General features: G+C 67.0%; 22 protein-coding genes. 14 read left to right on the plus strand and 8 right to left on the minus strand.

What is annotated here, in order from left to right; genetic code table 11:
- Positions 1-365 precede the first annotated feature (365 nt).
- The 3 genes from HPY32_RS06810 (at position 366) to HPY32_RS06820 (ending at position 2,953) form a co-directional block, all read left to right on the plus strand.
- The gene (locus HPY32_RS06810) at positions 366-1,733 is read left to right on the plus strand and encodes an APC family permease (protein WP_197696582.1); all 1,368 of its coding nucleotides are present in this window, start codon (positions 366-368) and stop codon (positions 1,731-1,733) included.
- A 147-nt stretch (positions 1,734-1,880) separates the two neighbouring features.
- The gene (locus HPY32_RS06815; RefSeq protein ID WP_067592436.1) at positions 1,881-2,522 is read left to right on the plus strand and encodes a helix-turn-helix transcriptional regulator; all 642 of its coding nucleotides are present in this window, start codon (positions 1,881-1,883) and stop codon (positions 2,520-2,522) included.
- Positions 2,519-2,953 carry a hypothetical protein gene (locus tag HPY32_RS06820; protein ID WP_067592433.1) on the plus strand — a complete coding sequence of 145 codons (435 nt, stop codon included), beginning with the start codon at positions 2,519-2,521 and terminating at the stop codon, positions 2,951-2,953. The genes HPY32_RS06815 and HPY32_RS06820 overlap by 4 nt, the downstream gene beginning before the upstream one ends.
- 216 nt (positions 2,954-3,169) lie before the next feature.
- Here HPY32_RS06820 and HPY32_RS06825 read toward each other — a convergent pair whose 3' ends face one another.
- Positions 3,170-3,727, minus strand: coding sequence for a flavoprotein (locus HPY32_RS06825; protein ID WP_067592420.1), 558 nt, complete (start codon positions 3,725-3,727; stop codon positions 3,170-3,172).
- A gap of 22 nt (positions 3,728-3,749) precedes the next feature.
- Complete coding sequence (locus tag HPY32_RS06830) at positions 3,750-4,907, minus strand: helix-turn-helix domain-containing protein (RefSeq protein ID WP_067592417.1); 1,158 nt, start codon at positions 4,905-4,907, stop codon at positions 3,750-3,752.
- A 93-nt stretch (positions 4,908-5,000) separates the two neighbouring features.
- On the opposite strand from HPY32_RS06830, the gene HPY32_RS06835 reads away from it, so the two are divergent.
- The 7 genes from HPY32_RS06835 (at position 5,001) to HPY32_RS06865 (ending at position 8,399) form a co-directional block, all read left to right on the plus strand.
- Positions 5,001-5,219 (plus strand): hypothetical protein, encoded by a 219-nt coding sequence (locus HPY32_RS06835; RefSeq protein WP_156674628.1) that lies wholly within the window; start codon positions 5,001-5,003, stop codon positions 5,217-5,219.
- 7 nt (positions 5,220-5,226) lie between these two features.
- Complete coding sequence (locus HPY32_RS06840; protein WP_156674627.1) at positions 5,227-5,391, plus strand: hypothetical protein; 165 nt, start codon at positions 5,227-5,229, stop codon at positions 5,389-5,391.
- Between the two features lie 343 nt (positions 5,392-5,734).
- On the plus strand, positions 5,735-6,076 hold the full coding sequence (locus HPY32_RS06845) for a hypothetical protein (protein WP_156674626.1): 342 nt from the start codon (positions 5,735-5,737) through the stop codon (positions 6,074-6,076).
- Position 6,077: 1 nt separating this feature from the next.
- Positions 6,078-6,488 carry a hypothetical protein gene (locus HPY32_RS06850; protein WP_098693885.1) on the plus strand — a complete coding sequence of 137 codons (411 nt, stop codon included), beginning with the start codon at positions 6,078-6,080 and terminating at the stop codon, positions 6,486-6,488.
- Complete coding sequence (locus tag HPY32_RS06855; protein WP_067592414.1) at positions 6,485-6,940, plus strand: hypothetical protein; 456 nt, start codon at positions 6,485-6,487, stop codon at positions 6,938-6,940. The genes HPY32_RS06850 and HPY32_RS06855 overlap by 4 nt, the downstream gene beginning before the upstream one ends.
- Positions 6,941-7,094: 154 nt before the next feature.
- Positions 7,095-7,475 carry a hypothetical protein gene (locus tag HPY32_RS06860; RefSeq protein WP_067592411.1) on the plus strand — a complete coding sequence of 127 codons (381 nt, stop codon included), beginning with the start codon at positions 7,095-7,097 and terminating at the stop codon, positions 7,473-7,475.
- Between the two features lie 60 nt (positions 7,476-7,535).
- On the plus strand, positions 7,536-8,399 hold the full coding sequence (locus HPY32_RS06865) for an NmrA family NAD(P)-binding protein (protein ID WP_067592408.1): 864 nt from the start codon (positions 7,536-7,538) through the stop codon (positions 8,397-8,399).
- A gap of 2 nt (positions 8,400-8,401) precedes the next feature.
- Here HPY32_RS06865 and HPY32_RS06870 read toward each other — a convergent pair whose 3' ends face one another.
- Positions 8,402-8,878 (minus strand): VOC family protein, encoded by a 477-nt coding sequence (locus HPY32_RS06870; protein WP_067592405.1) that lies wholly within the window; start codon positions 8,876-8,878, stop codon positions 8,402-8,404.
- Between the two features lie 89 nt (positions 8,879-8,967).
- On the opposite strand from HPY32_RS06870, the gene HPY32_RS06875 reads away from it, so the two are divergent.
- On the plus strand, positions 8,968-9,582 hold the full coding sequence (locus HPY32_RS06875; protein WP_067592402.1) for a TetR/AcrR family transcriptional regulator: 615 nt from the start codon (positions 8,968-8,970) through the stop codon (positions 9,580-9,582).
- On the opposite strand, the gene dxs is transcribed toward HPY32_RS06875, so the two are convergent.
- The 3 genes from dxs to HPY32_RS06890 all read right to left on the minus strand — a co-directional run bounded on the left by dxs (position 9,514) and on the right by HPY32_RS06890 (position 13,838).
- Positions 9,514-11,436, minus strand: a complete 1,923-nt coding sequence (gene dxs, locus HPY32_RS06880) for a 1-deoxy-D-xylulose-5-phosphate synthase (RefSeq protein ID WP_197696651.1) — start codon at positions 11,434-11,436, stop codon at positions 9,514-9,516. The two genes, HPY32_RS06875 and dxs, sit on opposite strands and share 69 nt — an antisense overlap.
- Positions 11,437-11,545: 109 nt before the next feature.
- Positions 11,546-12,946: a metallophosphoesterase gene (locus tag HPY32_RS06885; protein ID WP_067592395.1), complete on the minus strand. Its 1,401-nt coding sequence runs from the start codon at positions 12,944-12,946 to the stop codon at positions 11,546-11,548.
- A 298-nt stretch (positions 12,947-13,244) separates the two neighbouring features.
- Positions 13,245-13,838: a TetR/AcrR family transcriptional regulator gene (locus HPY32_RS06890; RefSeq protein WP_067592392.1), complete on the minus strand. Its 594-nt coding sequence runs from the start codon at positions 13,836-13,838 to the stop codon at positions 13,245-13,247.
- Between the two features lie 95 nt (positions 13,839-13,933).
- On the opposite strand from HPY32_RS06890, the gene HPY32_RS06895 reads away from it, so the two are divergent.
- Genes HPY32_RS06895 through HPY32_RS06905 form a run of 3 tightly spaced genes read left to right on the plus strand, consistent with a single transcriptional unit; the run spans position 13,934 to position 16,399 of the window.
- Positions 13,934-14,368, plus strand: coding sequence for a nuclear transport factor 2 family protein (locus HPY32_RS06895; protein ID WP_082871651.1), 435 nt, complete (start codon positions 13,934-13,936; stop codon positions 14,366-14,368).
- Positions 14,361-15,182: an NAD(P)H-binding protein gene (locus tag HPY32_RS06900; RefSeq protein ID WP_067592388.1), complete on the plus strand. Its 822-nt coding sequence runs from the start codon at positions 14,361-14,363 to the stop codon at positions 15,180-15,182. The genes HPY32_RS06895 and HPY32_RS06900 overlap by 8 nt, the downstream gene beginning before the upstream one ends.
- Complete coding sequence (locus HPY32_RS06905) at positions 15,179-16,399, plus strand: alpha/beta hydrolase family protein (RefSeq protein ID WP_067592385.1); 1,221 nt, start codon at positions 15,179-15,181, stop codon at positions 16,397-16,399. The genes HPY32_RS06900 and HPY32_RS06905 overlap by 4 nt, the downstream gene beginning before the upstream one ends.
- Here HPY32_RS06905 and HPY32_RS06910 read toward each other — a convergent pair.
- Entirely contained in the window at positions 16,383-17,030 is a 648-nt protein-coding gene (locus HPY32_RS06910; protein ID WP_067592382.1) for an MBL fold metallo-hydrolase, read from the minus strand. The two genes, HPY32_RS06905 and HPY32_RS06910, sit on opposite strands and share 17 nt — an antisense overlap.
- Before the next feature lie 29 nt (positions 17,031-17,059).
- Entirely contained in the window at positions 17,060-17,731 is a 672-nt protein-coding gene (locus tag HPY32_RS06915) for a Clp protease N-terminal domain-containing protein (RefSeq protein ID WP_067592379.1), read from the minus strand.
- Positions 17,732-18,072 lie beyond the last annotated feature (341 nt).

Raw genomic sequence — 18,072 nt, forward strand, 5'->3', positions numbered from 1 at the left:
ACCTCACGGTCGCGGAATCTACCCCGCAGGCGAACCGGAACCGATGCAGCCGCGCCCTGTCATCACCCCGCAAAACTTTTACAAGACCGACACGTACGGATTCCGTAGCAGGAATGGGCAGGTCGATGTCGATGTGCCACACTCGAATCGGTGAACGGCGACGAAATCGGTGGCGAACTGGGGGTTGCGTAAAGGTCTTTACGGGGTTTTTATGGTGTCCCGATCCCGGCCAAAAGCACGCCGGGAACACACACGTCGGGACCACAACCGGCGGCGTACCCGTCATCCCGGCGTGCTTTTGGCCGGGACCCTTCTCAGCTCCAGGAATGCCCATGGTTGAAGCTATTGTCCCCCAAGGCATTTCGGTGGCTCCCGCCACTGAACTCGGCACTGGGTCCGGGCCCGCCCGGCTTACCCGTAGTATCGGCGTGCTCGGTGGCACGCTGCTCACGCTGTCGTGTCTGACGCCCGCGTCGTCGTTGTTCGTCATCGTGCCGGGCCTTTTCACCACCCAGGGCACGGGGACGGTGCTCACGCTGGTGATCGCGGCCGTGCTGTGTATCGGTGTGGCGTTCTGTTATTCCGAATTGGGCACGCTCGCGCCGAGTTCGGGTGGTGAGTACGCCATGGTCGGCACCGTCGTCGGGCGCTTCCTCGCCTGGCTGGTGTTCGTCATCGCGCTGGTGGTGGTGCTGGTCATTCCGCCGATCATGGCGGTCGGCACCGCGGCGTATCTGTCTTCCGTACTCGCGGTCGATCATTCGCTCACCGGCGCGATCGTCATGCTGCTGTCGGTGGGGATGGGGTTGCTGCAATTGCGCACCAACGCGTGGGTCACCGGCGCGTTCATGGTGCTGGAGGTGGTGGCGGCGGCCGTGGTCGCCGGGCTCGGCTTCGCCCATGTGCATCGGTCCGCCGGGTCGCTGCTGCATCCGCAGGTGCTCGGTGCGTCCGGCCCCTCGCCGCTGAGCGGGCTGGTGCTGGTCTCCGGGCTGGCGGTGGCTTTGTTTGTGCTGCAAGGCTTTACGACGGCGGTCTACCTCGCCGAGGAGATGCGGCAGCCGCGCCGGACGGTGGTGCGCACGGTGCTGTGGACGCTCGGCGTCGGTGCGGTGGTGATCATCGTGCCCACCACCGCCGTGGTACTCGGCGCGCCGGATCTGAAGGCGCTCACCGATGGTGACCTGGTCGCCATGGTCACCGGCTGGAGCAATTCGGCGGTGGCCACCTTCATCAGCCTGTGTATCGCGCTGGCCATCGTGAACGCCACCATCGTGATGGTCATCCAGAATTCGCGCGTGCTGTACGCCTCGGCCCGCGACCGCGCCTGGCCGACCCCGGTCAATCGCGCGCTCGGCAACCTCAACCGACTGGGTTCCCCCTGGATAGCGACGCTCGTGGTGGGCCTGCCCGGCGCGGCCCTGTGCTTCGTCGACCTGACCCTGCTCAACCAGGTCACCAGCGTGGTCGTCGCCGCCCTGTACCTCGCGGTGGCGGTGGCCGCTCTGACCACCCGCCGCGCCCGACACCGCAATGCCTCGCCCTGGCGCATGCCCTGGTGGCCGGTCGTCCCGGTAGTCGTGATCGCGACCCTGATCTATGTGCTTACCCAACAACCGATTCCGGCCCTGCTCATCACCGCCGCGGTCATCGCGGTCGCCATCGCCTACTGGGCGGTGTACCTACGCCGCAGCCCCGCGGATCGTTGGGTGATCATGATGCCCACGGAGTGACAGTCGATCAGCGGGGCTATAACGCACGTCACCAGGTCTTATTTTTTACAGAGCTTTATTGTATAAATAGGTCGTGGCGTACGTGCTCGGCGAGCTCTGTGTGGATACCCCGCTAGTGGCGCGGCTTCCGAGACGGAGTGCGCAGCCGTGACGCCCGCATCGGCCGGGCGTCGCGGCGAGGTGCTGGCGGCGCTCCGGGGGTCGCGAATACCATTGAGCATCAATGATATTGCCGAGCAGCTGGGCGTCCATACGAATACCGTCCGCTTCCATCTGGAGGCGCTGGTGAGCACCGGGCAGGCCGAGCGAGTCGACCTGCCCAGCACCGGACCCGGCCGCCCGCCGCAGGCATTCCGGGCGCACCGGGGCATGGACCCGGCCGGGCCGCGCAACTACCGCCTGCTCGCGGAAATCCTTGTCGCCCAACTGGCCGACGACCCGAACCCCGCCGACCGTGCCCGGGAGGCCGGTCGCGCCTGGGGCCGACATCTCTCGGCCCCCGAGGTCTCGTCTCGAGAAGAGGCTGTCGACGGCCTGATTCGTCTACTCGACGACCTGGGCTTCGCCCCCGAGCCCGCCTCCGAAGACCGAATCCACCTGCGGCACTGCCCATTCCTGGACCTGATCGACAACCGCACGGCAATCGTGTGCCCGATCCACCTGGGCCTCATGCAGGGCGCCCTGGAACGCCGATCCGCACCGATCACCGTCGACCACCTCGCCCCCTTCGCCGAACCCGACCTCTGCCTGGCCCACCTGGCCCCCGCCCCGACAGGACCCGCCACATGACCTCCGCAACCGCCGTCATAGTCGCCGTGACCTTCGCCTGGCTCGGCATGGTCCTGGCCATCTCGTTCCTCGAAGCCCCCCTGAAGTTCCGCGCCCCCGACGTCACTCTCCGCATCGGCCTCGGCATCGGCCGCCTGGTCTTCCGCGCCCTCAATGCTGTCGAAACAGTACTTGCCGCAACGATTCTCATCACCGTGATCGTCGGCTCCCCATCCACGACCACCACCGTCGCCCTAGCCGTAGCCATCGCCTCCCTGGCCATCCAGCTGATCGCAATCCGCCCCCGCCTCACCCGCCGCAGCAACGCGGTCTTGGCTGGCCACGACGCGCCCCGCTCCCACGGCCACTATGCGTATGTAGCAGTGGAATTCGTCAAGGTCGCCGCATTGCTCACCGGCGGCATCACCGCATTGGCGAACGCCGTCGCCTGAATCGGGATCGACCGATGGGCGCAGAAATATCGAAACCCCAGGCACTGCCTGGGGTTTCGATAAGGATCTCAGTTATCGGCGACTCGGAGATCGCGTTCGAGCCGTCCCGGATCGCGGCAGCGCCGTGCGCATTGATGTCGCTGAATTCCGCTGCACGTAGCAGGATTTCGTCAGCATCGCTCACAAAGACACCTCGGGCAGGTCTCGCTCTTCGCACTAACTTGCGGCCCGCCATGGATGGCTGAGAACCGCTTGCCAGGCCAAATGCCAGGGGAACAGGTGTGCGTTTCCGCCCGCCCCCGGCTCCGGCTGGGGGTACACATCGTCACCGATGAGCATGGTTACGCCCCAGTCGGAAAGCTTGCGGATGGCGTCTTGGATTGCCGGAAAGCTGATCTGCGCTCGATTGGAAGACGGAACGGCCACCACAGGCAGCCGCTTGCCGACCGCTTCCACCAGCAATCCGAGCGGCAACGTGTCGGAGATCCCTGCGGCCCACTTCCCGAGCGAGTTGCACGTTATCGGCGCGACGACCATCGCCTCAGCGGGAGGAAGTACATCCGGCGTGCCCGGATCTTTGTACTCGCTACGCACCGGATGCCCGGTCTTCGCCTCCAAGGCGTCAGCGCCGATGAACCGGCGCCCGTACGGTGAAGCAATCACGCACACGTCCCACCCAGCGGCCTGAGCCAGGTCCACGAGCCTGCCGACATCGCGGGCTACGGGCGAACCAGTCACGATGGCGTACAAAACCGGGGCTCCTTGATCGTTCATGAGCCCATCGTGTCAGTTTCCGTCACAGGGTGGTGCCCACCCAGGACGCGAAGCCGAGCAATGACTCCGTGCGTCGCCGTTCGGCTTGCGCTATCGCGTACACAGTTTCACGCACCGAGGGATGCAACCGTGTTTGTTGCGGCGCGGCAGCGCGAGCCTTGTTCAGTGCGACGAGAGCCTTGTCGGCTTTCCCGGACATCAACCATGCGCGAGCATTGTCCTGCCAATGATGGGCAACACGTGTTGGTGAAGCTTCCTTCCCGTAGGCGAGTTTCGCGCCTTCGACGGCTGCCTTGTTGGGGTCTCCGGATTCCAGTTCGATTGCGTGAGCGTGGATTTCGACATTCAACGGACCGAACCAGGTCAGATACAGATCTGATTCGCCGGTCTGCCGGGCGAATTCGCGGGCAGCTTGCACGTGATCGTCCGCCCTAGCGTGGTTCAACTGCCTGGCGTCGTTCACCGCCGCAACGAGATGCGAATACCCAGCGAGAACCATGCCCGTATGGCTGCTATCGGCGCTGTTGATAGCGGTGTCAATCAGGTGACCGGCAACCTGCGACTCGCCGTAGAACGTCAGCAGGCGGGCTCTGGCGAGTGCGGAGAAAGCTCCGGCGTACGGGTCATCCGAGTACGCCGCGTAGGTATCGGCCAGGTCGAGGGCCGGAAGCGTCAGCGTTTGGTAGCCGGTGCGGCGTGCACATCCCTCAGCGAGACCGTATGCATAGGTGAGCAACGCATAGGCGTGTGCCTGCTCGTCTCCCCGCAAGTCCCGCACGGCACCGTGTACCCGTCGGATCAGATCCGGAAGGATCTCGATAGTCTGTCGCGTGTGATCCGCACGGTAAATCCGCTGTGCCTCAAAGATTTCCGCCTCGAGTTGTTCGAGAGGATCAGGGTCGGTGGCTCTAACGTACTTGCCTTCGGTGAGCAGTATGCGGAGCTCGTTGACTGCATCTGCCAACGGTTTCCCGTCATCGTACGGTGCCCCCGTCAACAAGTCCGGGGTGATGCACAGGGCTCGCGCCACCGCCGAGATCAGACCGGGTGATCCGGGTTCGCGGCCTTGCTCGACTGCTTTGATCAGAGGCAAGCTGTAGCGAGCGCGTTGCGCGAGCTGACGTTGGGTGAGTCCGGCAAGTTTGCGTTCGGCTGCCATGCGTTGCCCGACATGCGTCATGGCTTCAGGGTAGGACTACGCCACGTCTGCCGCAGGCGAACCTATCCCTGTCCTATCCCTTCAGGTGAGCGCGCCAGGGTGAACCTTGGCGGCATGAGCACCAGCGATGATGATCGTGAAGCCGAGTACCGCAGAACTCGCGACGAGTTCCGCAACGCCACCGACATCTGGATCTGGCACGGTAAGCCGCAACATGGCCCCATCCACACAAGGATGATCCGAGCCAGGCAAGCCTATCTCGATGCTCGTGCGGCCAACGACTCCAACCCTGACGCTCTCGAGCAGCCTCGCCGACCGCTCGGGGACGGATAGGGGTGCCATGACCGCACGTTCGAGAACGTTCGTCTTTCCGGGTGGGATGGTGCAAGTTGCCGCCTACGACGACGATTACGACGACAACCCAGGCATCTACTTCGAAATCCGCGATGACGTCAAGTCCCCGAGCAACGACCGCGACGACGACACGGACGCGGAGGCGGGGTGATGCGGCCCGTCGCGATCGGCTACCTACACCGAAGCATGAACGGTTCAGTAATCCCGAAACGAGTGATCGCCATATGAGACCGGAACCGCCGCCGTACTACGTGCCGGAGGGCACCGACCTTGCCAGCCTCTTCCATATGGAATGCCCCGACTGTGGGAATGAGGCTCGGGTGCAAGGCAACGCTATGCATATATGGATAGTTGGGCACAGCGGTAAAGATGGCGGATCTTGCTCTAGCTCTGACCGAAAGATACTTTCCGAAAGAATGCGAAAGTTCGAACAGGTCGATAGAGGCGTGCAGGAAGGCTAGCGCATGACCGGACCACATTGGCACCATGCCTGTATGGAACCGCCCGAAGGCGATAAGGGCGGGCATTTCAAATTCAGTCCTGAGCCCAAGACCGTTATCGAGGCGAAATCCGAACTCCTGCCGATAATCCTATCGGTCGTTGCCGGGCGGGTTGTTTCGCTGTCTGATTTTCACCGCAAGAGCGCTGAACTCGCTACACAATGGTTGTGTAGCGAGGATAAAGGGATGACGGTTGCGGGGTACCTCTTTGCGGTCTTGGAGTGTGACGGAAACTGTCGCGTCACGTACGCGGCGTTTCAGCGGATGGTTCAAGAACTCTGGCGCAAGGCGGGCCGTTCAACCGGAATCGTTACCGCAGAATCGAATAGGAATTGAAATGCGTTCAACGTATCTGACGGCTGTTGCCGCTACTGCAATGATCGGCACCGCCTTCGCTGCGCCTACCGCTCATGCGGACGCCGAACGTCAAGATGGCCCGGTAACGATCTACGTATCCGGAGACGGTTTGACCGTCTACAAGACGGCAACCACTCTGGCTGTAGGCAACGGCCATAGCGGCGACTTGCAGGCGTACTACATGATCGTTCCGCCGGGCGGTGATGCCTCCCGAGCAGAGAAAAAGTACAGTGAGCACGTATTCAAGGGTCCGTTGCGGCCGGGCGTAGCCCGCGACTCGTACGGGCCGACCGGCGGGTTCTTGGATGGCACGTTGCTGTGTGCCGGTTGGTGGGACCCGCTCGGAAAGGTCACCATTCCCGGCTACCCGTGTGTAAGGATTCATTCATGACGACGTTGGCAGATGATGGCTGGATACCGGTCACCTCCGAGCAGTCCGGAAACGGCTACAGGTGGCGCGTGTGGATCGACTCCGAACAACAGAACTTCACGTTTATTGAAGCCTTCAACGAGGCGGGCCAGATGTTCTCCGGCGGTGTCGGGAAACAAGACGTTCCGGATGAAGGGGTACGGTTCTGGGTGGGCAAAGACGAGGGGTTCCCGACGTTCGTTGGAGTATGGTTCGATGAGGCGTACCCAAGGATGACCATCGAGACGACACACCGCGCGGTAATCATCGGGGCCGAGCGCACCGAATCTCATTTCGGGAAGCGTTACTACGCGATGCCTCTCGAAGAGGGTGAAGGCTTGATCGCCGTTGTCGCTGGCGACGTCCGGAAGCAGTACGTTTCAGCTCCGGGCATAGGCTCAGGTGAGACCGGGTTCTATCCGTCCGATCGATAGCGCGCTAGACGGGCCGATCCGGCGCAGTCGATCACCACCCCGAGCGCACGGAGCATTCCGCGGGCATGGGACGAGGATTCCACCCACCTTGTCACCGCAAAAGGCGCCCCACCTATCTGTATAGGATAGGTGGGGTGGTTGGCGATCGGGGCCAGTGCTGGGTTCGGTTGTCGGCGACGGATTGAATCGGCCGCTGCTGATGCTCGGCAACGACAACCCCCGCTGGCTGAACCGGGAGAACTGGGAACCGTTCTGGCCGCACAATATCGGGGTGAAAATCCCGCTGCGGCTGTCGGGAACCGAGCACATGTCCTTCAATGACGAGCAGATCATCCTGCCCCAGCTCACCGCCGCCGGACTGCTCTCGCCGAGCACCACCCGTTCGATTCTCGGCAGCGTCGACCCGAACCGCTCCATCGATCTGCAACGCACCTACCTGCGCGCCTACTTCGACCTGGCCTTCGGCCGGACCGGCGGCGACATCGCCGGGACGATCGAGCGCCTGGCACAACCGGGTGTCTATCTGCACCCCTGACCTGGCATTTCCGGTGTTATCATCATTCTGATTCCACCGGAAATACCAGTTGGAGGTGCCATGATTATCGTGACCGGAGCTACCGGACTACTCGGGCGGCGGATTGTCGACAGCCTGCTCAGCCGCATGCCTGCCGATCGGATCGGTGTCAGCGTTCGTGAACCGCAGAAGGCGCAGGATCTCGCCGATCGCGGGGTGCGGGTGCGCCGTGGCGGTTTCGAGGACCCCGCCAGCCTCGCCGATGCCTTCGAGGGAGCCTCGCAGGTGCTCATCGTGTCCGTCGACAAGCTCGGTGACGAGGCCGTGAAGCTGCACCGGGCGGCGATCGACGCAGCCGTTGCGGCAGGCGCGCGGCGCATCCTCTACACCAGCCACATGGGTGCCAGCGCCTCGTCGCGCTTCCAGCCCGGCCGCGACCACGCCGCCACCGAGGAAGCGCTGCGCGCCTGCGGCGTGCCATTCACCGCGCTGCGCAATGGTTTCTACGGCACCAGCGCGATTCGGTTCCTCGCCCCGGGCCTGGAATCCGGTGAGGTCGCGCTCCCGGCGGACGGCCCGGTGAGCTGGACCGCGCCTGTGGATCTCGCCGACGCGGCCGCCGCCATCCTGGCCGACGAGGGGCGCTTCGACGGTCCCACACCACCGCTTACGGCGGGGCAGGCGCTAACCCTCACCGACGCAACCGATATCGCGGCCGACCTCACGGGCCGCACCATCACCAGGACCGTCGTCTCCGATGACCAGTTTCTGGAGCAGACGATCGGCCACGGCGTTCCGGCTGCGATGGCGGAGGCCCTGCTGGGCGGCTTCCATGCCTTTCGTGCCGGTGAGTTCGCCGCCGTAGACCCGACTTTGGCCACCCTGCTCGGCCGCGAGCCCGTCACACTGCGCGAAATGTTGCGAGACCACCTGTCCGGCAACTGACTTCACAGGTCGGCGGCCGGAAGGTTCAGGTAGTGGGCGAAAGCCGGTGCGCCGCGGCTCATCTCGACCAGTTCGAGATTCAGTGCGTCGCTGGTGCGGTGGTAGAAGACGCCCGGCGCGGTGTCGCCGTCGAGGGTCACCGCGGCGGCCTGAACCGGGAAGCCCTGCGCGGTCATGCGGGCGGAGTCGTTGTGGGCGTCGGCGGACCAGTAGCCGAGGTGATGCAGGCCCGAGCGCGACCAGACCGTTCCCGGGACGAGTTCGAGGAGTTCCAGGTAGGGCGGCCCCTGCCGGGACATGGTCAGCAGCGGTCCCGCCGCCGGATCCTCGATGACCGCGCCGTGCGGCCCGAGAGACTGGTGGCCGCTGCGAACCGCGGGCAACCACTGCAAGCCGAGCAGTTCGGTCAGTTCCGACATGGCCTTCTCGAGATCGGCGACGACAATGCCGATGTGATGCGGGGTGGGGATGGTCGACATGGCACGACTCCTTCCGAAGCGGTTCATCGAGCTATCGCCACGATAACAATCTGTCCGACTGGTCGGATAGTTTGTGTTAGATTGTTCACGTGTCGTCTTTCAACTCCTCCGACGGTCGGCGTGCCCGGGGCGACCGCACGCGGTCCGTGGTACTCGAGGCCGCGGTGCGGCAGGCGTCCACCGATGGCCTGGACGGGCTGAGCCTGGCTCGGCTGGCCTCCGGGTTGGGCATCAGCAAATCGGCACTGTTCACCCACTGGCCCGACAAACAGTCGCTACAGCTGGCGGTGATCGAGCAGGCCAACGACCAATGGAAGCGGCTCGTCGTCATCCCGGCGCTCGAAGGCCGGACGGGCCTGGCCGCCCTGCGGGCACTGATGGACAGCCGCCTCGCCTTCTACGCCGAACCCGTCCTGCCGGGCCGCTGTTTCTTCGTCGCTACCCAGGCCGAATTCGACGACCACCCCGGCCCGGTCCGCGACCGCCTGCGCACCCTGCTGCGGGACTGGGAAGCCCTGCTGTGCACACTGATTCGCGCCGCCATCGACGCCGGAGAACTGCCCGCCGACACCGATCCCGCCGAATTGGCCTACGAGCTGGACGCACTCGGCCAAACGGTCGTCACCCGATCCCGATTACTCGACAGCGACACCGTTTTCGCCCACGCCCGAGCCTCCCTGCACGCCCGCCTGAGCGGACGCTGACGACCTAGGACCGATCCAGCGCGTGATGCGCTGCTCGATGTCGTCGGCGGTGAGGCCCGCGTGGGCGAGGACCTCGGCGCGGGTGCCGTGCGGCTGAAACTGCTGGGGGAGTGCGAGATCCAGCAGGGGCACGTCGATGTCGGCGTCGCGGAGGGCGGCGGCGATCGCCCAGCCGATGCCGCCGTGACGGCCCGAATCCTCCACGGTGGCAACGTAACCGTGTTCCGCGGCCAGCTCGGGGATCTCGGCCGGGATCGGCAGGATCCAGCGGGGATCCACCACCGTGACGCCGATGTCGTGCTCGGACAACCGATGTGCGGTGCGCAGCGCCACGTCGGCCAGGCCGCCGACGGAGACCAGCAGCAGGTCCCTGCGTGCGCCCGCGACCGGTTCGTGCAGGATATCGACGCCGCCCACCCGGCGCACGGCGGGCGTGGCGGCGGGGGCGGTGCCGCGCGGGAAGCGCAGTACCGTGGGGCCGTCGTCCACCTCCAGCGCCTCGCGGAATTCCGCACGGAGAGTGTCGATGTCGCGCGGCGCGGCGGCGCGCAGGCCGGGAATCATGCCGAGCAGCGACAGATCCCACATGCCGTGATGGCTGGCCCCGTCGGGGCCGGTGATGCCCGAGCGATCCAGCACGACGGTCACCGGCTGGCGGTGCAGCGCGATGTCCATCAGCAGCTGATCGAAGGCCCGGTTGAGGAAGGTGGAATACAGCGCCACCACGGGATGCATTCCGCCCATGGCGGATCCGGCCGCCGAGGTGAGCGCGTGCTGTTCGGCGATGCCGACATCGAAACAGCGATCGGGGAATTCGGCGGCGAAGCGGTCGAGTCCGGTGGGGCACAGCATGGCCGCGCCGATCGCGATCACGTCCGGGCGCCGCCGCCCGGCCCGCACCAGCTCCTCGGCGAACGCCGACGTCCACGGCACGCCGGAACTCGCGCCCGACGGCGGCCCGACCTGGTGCATGCGGTCGGTCTCGTCGTTCTCCGCGGGTGCGTGACCGTGGCCCTTGTGCGTCACGGCGTGCACGATGACCGGGCCGCCGAATGCCTTGGCGCGCCGCAGCGCCGTCTCCAGCGCGCGCAGATCGTGCCCGTCCACCGGCCCGACGTACTTCAACCCCAGGTCCTCGAACAGCGGCTGCGGGGCCAGCAGGTCCTTGATGCCGCGCTTGGCGGCGTGCAGCAGCACATACGCGGTCGGGCCCACCATCGGCGTATCCAGCAGCAGCCGCTTGCCCAGCGCCAGCGCCTGCTCGTAGGAGCTGCGCAGCCGCAGCTGCGAAAGGTGTTCGGCGACACCGCCGATCGTCGGATCGTAGGAGCGGCCGTTGTCGTTGACCACGATCACCACCGGCCGGTCGGGCGCGGCGGCGATATTGTTCAGCGCCTCCCAGCACATGCCGCCGGTGAGCGCGCCGTCGCCGACCACCGCCACCACGTGCCGATTCTGCCCGCGCAACCGGAACGCCTTGGCCAGGCCGTCGGCATAGGACAGGGCGACCGAGGCGTGACTGTTCTCGATGAAGTCGTGCTCGGACTCGGCGCGCGCGGGGTAGCCGGACAGGCCGCCCGCCTGGCGCAGGGTGTCGAATTCGGCGCGGCGCCCGGTCACGATCTTGTGCACGTACGCCTGATGGCCCACGTCGAACAGCAGCGGGTCGCGCGGGGAATCGAAGACCCGGTGCAGCGCCAGGGTCAGCTCGACGACGCCCAGGTTCGGCCCGAAGTGGCCTCCGGTCCGGGACACCTTGTCGACCAGGAAGGTTCGGATCTCCGCGGCCAGCCGGATGAGCTGGTCGTGGGTCATTCGCTTCAGGTCCCGCGGACCGTGCACCTCGTCGAGCACCGACATATAACCTCCCGGACACCGGTGTCGCCCCCACCGAAGGCGGCAGAACCCCACCATAACCATTGGTCCGGAAACAGGCCACGGGACGTGTGCGGGGCCACTCGAATCAGGCGGTCAGTCCCGAGAAGTCGCGCAGCACCACGTGATTGCGGTCGGCGCAGCTGCCGAGCGCGTGATCGGGATGCAGGCCCAGGTACTGGCGGCGGGTGCGGGTGCTCCAGTGCCGCGCCGCCTCGGTCCGGGTCTTGTAGAAGTTCACCATGTAGCCGCCGGTGTAGACGCGTAGCAGCATGTAGCCGCCCGGATACTCCTTCGCCGCGGCGACCTCGAGGAATTCCGCGCCCACCGGCGAATCCGGGCGGCCGCGCCGATTGCGGTGGGTGTGCCCGCTGTGATGCAGGAACACCCCGGGCGCGCCGCGATAGAGGGTGTGCAGCGCGGCGGCCGTCGACCGATCGAGCACGAACCCGGGTCCGCCCGGATTGCTCACCGCCGCAGAGGAAGTCACCGGATGATGCCCGAAGACGAGGGTCGGCCGGTCCGGGTCGGCGGCCAGCCGGGTGCGCAGATGATCCAGTTGCGGGGCCACGATGGTGCCGCCCGAGCCGCGCAGCCGGGCGGTGTCCAGGCCGATGATGCGCAACTCCCCGACGCGATGCTCGGACAATCGCTGCCGCGGATGGAACACCGCGCCCCAGTGGTCCTGCCGATGATGCTGCGGCACATCGTGATTGCCGCGGCACACGAAGTAGTCGCGCCCGAGCGCGCCCCAGGCGTCGAGCCGCGCCCGCACCGCCCGGGACTGCTCCAGCGTGCCGGAGTCGGTGAGATCGCCCGCGACGACGAGTCGATCCGCGCCGCGATCGGGCCGCCGCAGATCGTCGAGCAGCGCCTCGAGCATGAGGTCGGGGTGCCGGTCGGTGTCGTGCCGCAGGCCGGTGGGCAGGCCCGCGACCAGCAGCCCGCTGGTGTGTTCGCCGATGTGCAGGTCGTTGGCCAGCGCCAGGGTGTGCAGCAGCGGGCCGGGCGGCGGCGTCAAAGTGGTGAATACCCCGGTGGTTTCGGGTGCGCCGGGGCGGCGGGTGACGAACGTGCGCGCCGAAACCGCCCGGCAGCCACCGGAATACGCCTCGAAGCGGTAGGCACGTCCGGGCTCCAGGCCGTGAATCTCCGCGTAGTGGTAGGCCGTTGGGTGATCGTCGACGTAGTGCGGCCGCGCCGGACCGAGCGAGTCGGCCGGGGCGAGCCGCACCTCGGTGTTCGCCGGTGCCGGGCGCAGCCGCCCGGCCCGGTCGCGCGCCCGCGTGGTCCAGGTCAGAATCACCGAGCGGTCGGTGACGGTCACCACCTCGAGATCGGTGGCCACCAGCTCGGGCCGCCGCGTCCGCACCCGATCCACCTCGTACACGGCATGGGCCGCCCGCGGCCGCAACGGCGTCCGCACCGTCACCGCCGCCGCACCCGACGCCACATTCGCCAACCATACGGTCCGAAGCCGTGCACTCATCAGCCCTCCGCTCCTACACAAGAACGGTAAATGACCAGGTTGAACGCCTAACGGCCCTCAGCTGACGAGTCGCCCTTCCACCCTGAACTTTTGGCGGCTACCCGATGTCCATCGGGCATCGGGACGGCCCCCGACGTCCTCTCCTTCGCCCCTTCTGGTCCCGGTGTGTGCCCCCTTCTGGTCCCGGTGTGTGCCCCCTTCTGGTCCCGGTGTGTGCCCCCTTCTGGTCTCGGTGTGCGTCCCTTCCTGGTCTCGGTGTGCGTCCCCTTCTGGTCCCGGCATGCTTTTGGCCGGGACCTCACACCTTGGCCCCCAGCGCCCGCAACAGCATGTCCGTCAGCGAATCCAAATACTCCGGCGGCTGTCCCGCCCCCCGCACCATGAATCGCCAATAGATCGGTGCCGCAAGCAGATCCAGTGCGATTTCCATGTCCAGATCGGCGGGCAACTCCCCGCGGTCGATCGCGCGGCGCAGCATGGCCTCCCCCTGTGCGCGGCGCGGCGCGCCGATGGCGGCGTCGAAGACCTCGTACATGGCCGGATTGCGAGCGCCCTCGGCGATCATGTCGGGCAGGATGCGGGAGAAGCGGGGGTGGGTCAGCCACCCCACGATCGCGGTCAAGGTCGCGTGCACGTCCTCGCGCAGCGAGCCGGTATCGGGCGAAACAGCCAGGCCCACACTGAATTCGGAAATCACCGCGAGGACCATGTCGTGCTTGGACGGCCAGCGCCGATACAGCGCGCTCTTGCCGACTCCGGCGCGCTTGGCCACCGATTCCATCGACAGCCGGGCGTGGCCCTGCTCGGCGAGCTCGTCGAGCACCGCCTCGGTGATCGAGCGGGTGACCTCGGGCTGCAGCACGGCGGCGCCGGTCGGTGTGCGTCGTGTCATGTGCCGCAGTATAGCGACTGGACGAGACGGTACCGTCCCGTCTATATTCGTCGTCGGGACGGCACCGTCCCGTCCGGCTTTCTTCAGGAGGCTTCGTGAACCCTCGCGAACTCGTCCAGCACGCCCTCGATCTGCTGCTCACCCACGACATGGCCGGTTTCGCCGGGCTGTGGGCGGTCGACGGCACCGCCGAATTCCCGTTCGCCCCGCCCGGCTATCCCACCCGCCTGGCGGGCCGGGCGGCGGTCGAGGAGTACCTGCGCGACTACCCCGACAAGTTCGACGTCCGGGAGGTCGACCACGTGACCGTCCACCAGACCGTCGATCCGGAGGTGGTGATCGTCGAATTCGAGGCCGCCGGGTTGGTGACGGCCACCGGCGCGCCCTATCGGCTCCGGTACATCGCCGTGATCACCGTGCGTGACAACGAGATTCGACACTACCGCGACTACTGGAATCCGCTGGCCGCGAGCGCGGCGCTCGGTGGGGTGGGCGCGCTCACGTCCGCGTTCGGCGGCGGCGATGCCTGACGTACTGATAACCGGTGCCACCGGCACCACCGGCAGCCGTGTCGCGAAACTGCTGCGCGCGCAGAGCATTCCGGTGCGGCTGGCCACCCGGACCCCGGGCGCGGAGCGGGCGCAGATCCGATTCGACTGGGACACCGGCATTTTCGATGCGGCGCTGGCGGGTGTCTCGGCGGTCTACCTGGTGGCGCCGACCGGCGTGGCCGACCCGGTGCCGCTGGTGACACCGTTCGTCGAGCAGGCGCGGCGCTACGGCGTGCGACGGATCGTGCTGCTGGGTTCGTCGGCGATCGCGGCCTCCGACAGCGGGCTGGGCGGGCTGTATCACCTGATCCGGTCGCTACCCGAATGGACGGTGCTGCGGCCGTCGTGGTTCATGCAGAACTTCCTCGGCGATAGTCCGGTGGCACAGGGGGTTCGGGACGGCGAGATCGTCACCGCGACGGGCGCGGGCCGCATCGGTTTCGTCGACGCGGGCGATATCGCCGCGGTCGCCGCGCGGGCGCTGACCGATCCCGAACCACACCCGGGGGAACTGATACTGACCGGCCCGCAGGCGCTGAGCTACGCCGAGGCGGCCGAGATCATCACCGATCGCATCGGCCGCCCGGTGCGCCATCGCAGCGCGAGCGTCGCCGAATACGCTGCGCGCCTTGCCGACTCCGGTATTCCGCCCGCCTACGCCGCGATGCTCGCCGGTCTCGACGACGACATCCGGCGCGGCGCCGAGGACCGCATCACCGACACCGTGCCACGGGTGACCGGCCGACCGGCCCGCGGCTTCCACGAATTCGTCACGAAGGAGATGACCCGATGAAGCAGTTGCTGTTCCCCGACGACGCACAGTTCTGGTTCGAGACCCTGCGCGTGTTCAGCCACGCGAGCTACGGCGGAGCGGATTTCGGCGAGGTGCTGGCCACCGCCGCCGGTATCACCGCCGGTGACTACGACAGCTGGCACGACCGCTGGCTGGCGACCGCGGAACGCGTTGCCGCCGAGGCGGAGAAGGCCCACCCGATCAGCGCCCGCGACGGATTCCTGCGCGCCAGCACGTATTTCCGGACCGCGGAGTTCTTCCTGCACGGCGACCCGGCCGATCCGCGCATCGACTACGCCTATGGGCGCAGCGTCGAATGCTTCCGCGCCGCGATCGCCGACGACCCATCCATCCGGCCGGTCGAGATCCCTTACGAGGGAACCACTCTCAGCGGCTACCTCTACCGCGCGCCCGGCTCCGGGCCGAAGCCGACGCTGGTGATGCACAGCGGATTCGACGGCTCCTGCGAGGAATTGCACTTCCAGGGGGCGCTCGCCGGGCAGGAGCGCGGCTACCACGTCCTCACCTTCGACGGACCCGGACAGTCCAGCGCCATCCACGGCAAGGGCCTGCGCTTCCGGCCGGACTGGGAGCATGTGGTCGGCCCGGTGCTCGACTTCCTCGCCGAGGATCCGGAGGTCGATCGGCGGCGAATCGCGTTGCTGGGTATCAGCCTCGGCGGCATGCTCGCCCCGCGTGCGGCCGCCTTCGAGCCCCGCCTGGCCGCGGTGGTGGCCGTCGACGGCGTGTACGACGCCAGCTCCGCGGTGACCGGACTCTTCGGCCTGCCCGACGACGAACTGCGCCGCCGCCTGCGCGCCGCGCACGATCCGGAACTGGACGCGATCATCGCCGCCGCCCGGTCGGCGAGCCCGGTGGCGCGCTGGGCCTGCGACCAGGGCCGCTACGTGATGGGCGGGAACACCGATCGCGAATTCATGGCCGTCTTCCTCGACTACAACGTCGCCGACGGTGTGGCGGAACGGATTTCGTGCCCGGTGCTGGTGTGTGAGGCGACCGAGGACCTGTTCTGGTCCGGCGACGGCGAGCAGGAGGCCGAACCGCGCCGCCTGTACCGCCACCTCACCGGGCCGAAGACGCTGCTGAGCTTCACCGCCGAGGAGGGCGGCGACGCCCACTGCCACGCGGGCGCCCAGCGATTGGCGTCGGCAAGGATCTACGACTGGCTCGACGACACGCTCAGTGCCCGCGCTTGATCCACTCCGACAGGTGCGGCGCCTCCGCGCCGACGGTGGTCGAATCCCCGTGCCCGGTGTGCACGACCGTGTCCGCGGGCAGCATGAGCAGCCGGGTGCGGATGGATTCGATGATGGCAGGGAAGTCGGAGTAGGAGCGGCCGGTCGCGCCGGGGCCGCCGGAGAACAGGGTGTCGCCGGTGAAGACGACACCCTGGGCGGCCAGGTACAGGCAGCAGCACCCGGGGGAGTGACCGGGCGTGTGCAGCACCCGAAGTTCGGTGTCGCCGACCGGGATTCGCTGCCCGTCGGTCAGCGGCCGGTATCCGACCCCGGGATGCACGGCCTGCCACAGCATGTCGTCGGCCGGGTGCAGCCGGATCGGCGCGCCGAGGGCCTCGGCCAGGGCGGGGGCGGCATTGATGTGATCGTTGTGGGCGTGCGTGCACACGATCGCGGCGACGGTCCGGTCGCCGACCGCCGCGACGATGGGCGCGATGTCGTGCGCGGCGTCGATCACCACCGCGGCGCGGTCGTCGCCGACCACCCACACGTTGTTGTCGACATCCCAGCTGCCGCCGTCCAATTCGAAGGTTCCGGAGGTGACGATCCGATCGATTCTCACGGCCGCACCACCGATCTGCTGAGACATGAACTCCTCCTTGCGCTGCGGAAGGTGGGCTACCCGGCCCGGCCCTCCCCGGTTCCGAGGATGGTAACCAGTTCGGCGCGTACGAGTTCGGGATCGGCCCCGGCCGCGTCGAAGACCCGGCGGCACAGATCGGGGTCGACGGCGAGCAGCGCCAGCAGCAGGTGGGCGGTCTCGACGTGGTCGTGATGGTGGTGCCGGGCCTCCATGCCCGCCCGCGCCAGCGTCTTGCTCGCCGTCCGCGACAGCGTGATGCGGGTGCGGCCCAGCGCGGTGCGCACCGGTTCGGCGTCGAGCCCCAGGGCCCGCACCGCGCGAGCGGCCACCGAGCCGGAATCGGCCTGTGCGGCACGAACAATGCCCAGCAGCAGATGGTCCGGCGTGATGGTGGTGTTGCCGAGCTCCAGCGCCTCGCGAAACGCGCTCTCCAGCGCGGATTTAGCCTCGGCGGTGAACGGAATGTGACCGGCCGCAGCGCCTTTCGTCGGGCCGGGTGTCATCGGAACTCTGGCGACGGCCTCGTCCGCGCCGAGCCCCAGCCGCTCGAGGGTCTGCGCGGTGGCCGGGGCCTCCTCCGCCGTGGCGACCCGGAAGACGCCGATCAGCAGGTGCTCCGCCCCGATATAGTCGTGATCGAACCCACGCGCCGCCTCCTGAGCGTGTACCACCGCGTGCTTGGCCTGGTCGGTAAACCTTTCGAACATCGCGCACCCCTTCCGGCGGGTGAGCTCCCGTCGTCCCCACCCAGGGTAGCCGTCCCCTCGAAAGACCCGCTCTACCTGCGATTTCCGCCTCCCGGATATTCCGGTGTGCTCAGTCGGAGTGGTCGAGGCGTCCAGATCATTTCCGCCCGAGCACGGAAAAGTATAAAACAGACAAAAAGGTCGGAGTGAGAAATTCCTCAATCCGCGCTGAGCTCGGTCGATGTCCGGGCGGCCGGTGGGTCTCTTGACACCGGTCGGACCGCGTACAACAGTTGAATAGTTACCGTAGGTAAATTAATTGCGAGGACACGCGGTTCCCCGCGCTTGTGCATATCAGAACA

The sequence above is a fragment of the Nocardia terpenica genome, from assembly GCF_013186535.1.
In the GTDB taxonomy this organism is placed as follows: Bacteria; Actinomycetota; Actinomycetes; order Mycobacteriales; family Mycobacteriaceae; genus Nocardia; species Nocardia terpenica.

Excerpts from the sequence above, each read along its gene's own strand:
- HPY32_RS06900 (WP_067592388.1), top strand. The coding sequence starts at position 14,361 with ATGCCTGACGTACTGATAACCGGTGCCACCGGCACCACCGGCAGCCGT.
- HPY32_RS06885 (WP_067592395.1), bottom strand. The coding sequence starts at position 12,946 with ATGAGTGCACGGCTTCGGACCGTATGGTTGGCGAATGTGGCGTCGGGT.
- HPY32_RS06835 (WP_156674628.1), top strand. The coding sequence starts at position 5,001 with ATGAGCACCAGCGATGATGATCGTGAAGCCGAGTACCGCAGAACTCGC.
- HPY32_RS06905 (WP_067592385.1), top strand. The coding sequence starts at position 15,179 with ATGAAGCAGTTGCTGTTCCCCGACGACGCACAGTTCTGGTTCGAGACC.
- HPY32_RS06865 (WP_067592408.1), top strand. The coding sequence starts at position 7,536 with ATGATTATCGTGACCGGAGCTACCGGACTACTCGGGCGGCGGATTGTC.
- HPY32_RS06910 (WP_067592382.1), bottom strand. The coding sequence starts at position 17,030 with ATGTCTCAGCAGATCGGTGGTGCGGCCGTGAGAATCGATCGGATCGTC.
- HPY32_RS06830 (WP_067592417.1), bottom strand. The coding sequence starts at position 4,907 with ATGACGCATGTCGGGCAACGCATGGCAGCCGAACGCAAACTTGCCGGA.
- HPY32_RS06850 (WP_098693885.1), top strand. The coding sequence starts at position 6,078 with ATGCGTTCAACGTATCTGACGGCTGTTGCCGCTACTGCAATGATCGGC.
- HPY32_RS06915 (WP_067592379.1), bottom strand. The coding sequence starts at position 17,731 with ATGTTCGAAAGGTTTACCGACCAGGCCAAGCACGCGGTGGTACACGCT.
- HPY32_RS06855 (WP_067592414.1), top strand. The coding sequence starts at position 6,485 with ATGACGACGTTGGCAGATGATGGCTGGATACCGGTCACCTCCGAGCAG.
- HPY32_RS06840 (WP_156674627.1), top strand. The coding sequence starts at position 5,227 with ATGACCGCACGTTCGAGAACGTTCGTCTTTCCGGGTGGGATGGTGCAA.
- HPY32_RS06820 (WP_067592433.1), top strand. The coding sequence starts at position 2,519 with ATGACCTCCGCAACCGCCGTCATAGTCGCCGTGACCTTCGCCTGGCTC.
- HPY32_RS06845 (WP_156674626.1), top strand. The coding sequence starts at position 5,735 with ATGGAACCGCCCGAAGGCGATAAGGGCGGGCATTTCAAATTCAGTCCT.
- HPY32_RS06890 (WP_067592392.1), bottom strand. The coding sequence starts at position 13,838 with ATGACACGACGCACACCGACCGGCGCCGCCGTGCTGCAGCCCGAGGTC.
- HPY32_RS06870 (WP_067592405.1), bottom strand. The coding sequence starts at position 8,878 with ATGTCGACCATCCCCACCCCGCATCACATCGGCATTGTCGTCGCCGAT.
- HPY32_RS06825 (WP_067592420.1), bottom strand. The coding sequence starts at position 3,727 with ATGAACGATCAAGGAGCCCCGGTTTTGTACGCCATCGTGACTGGTTCG.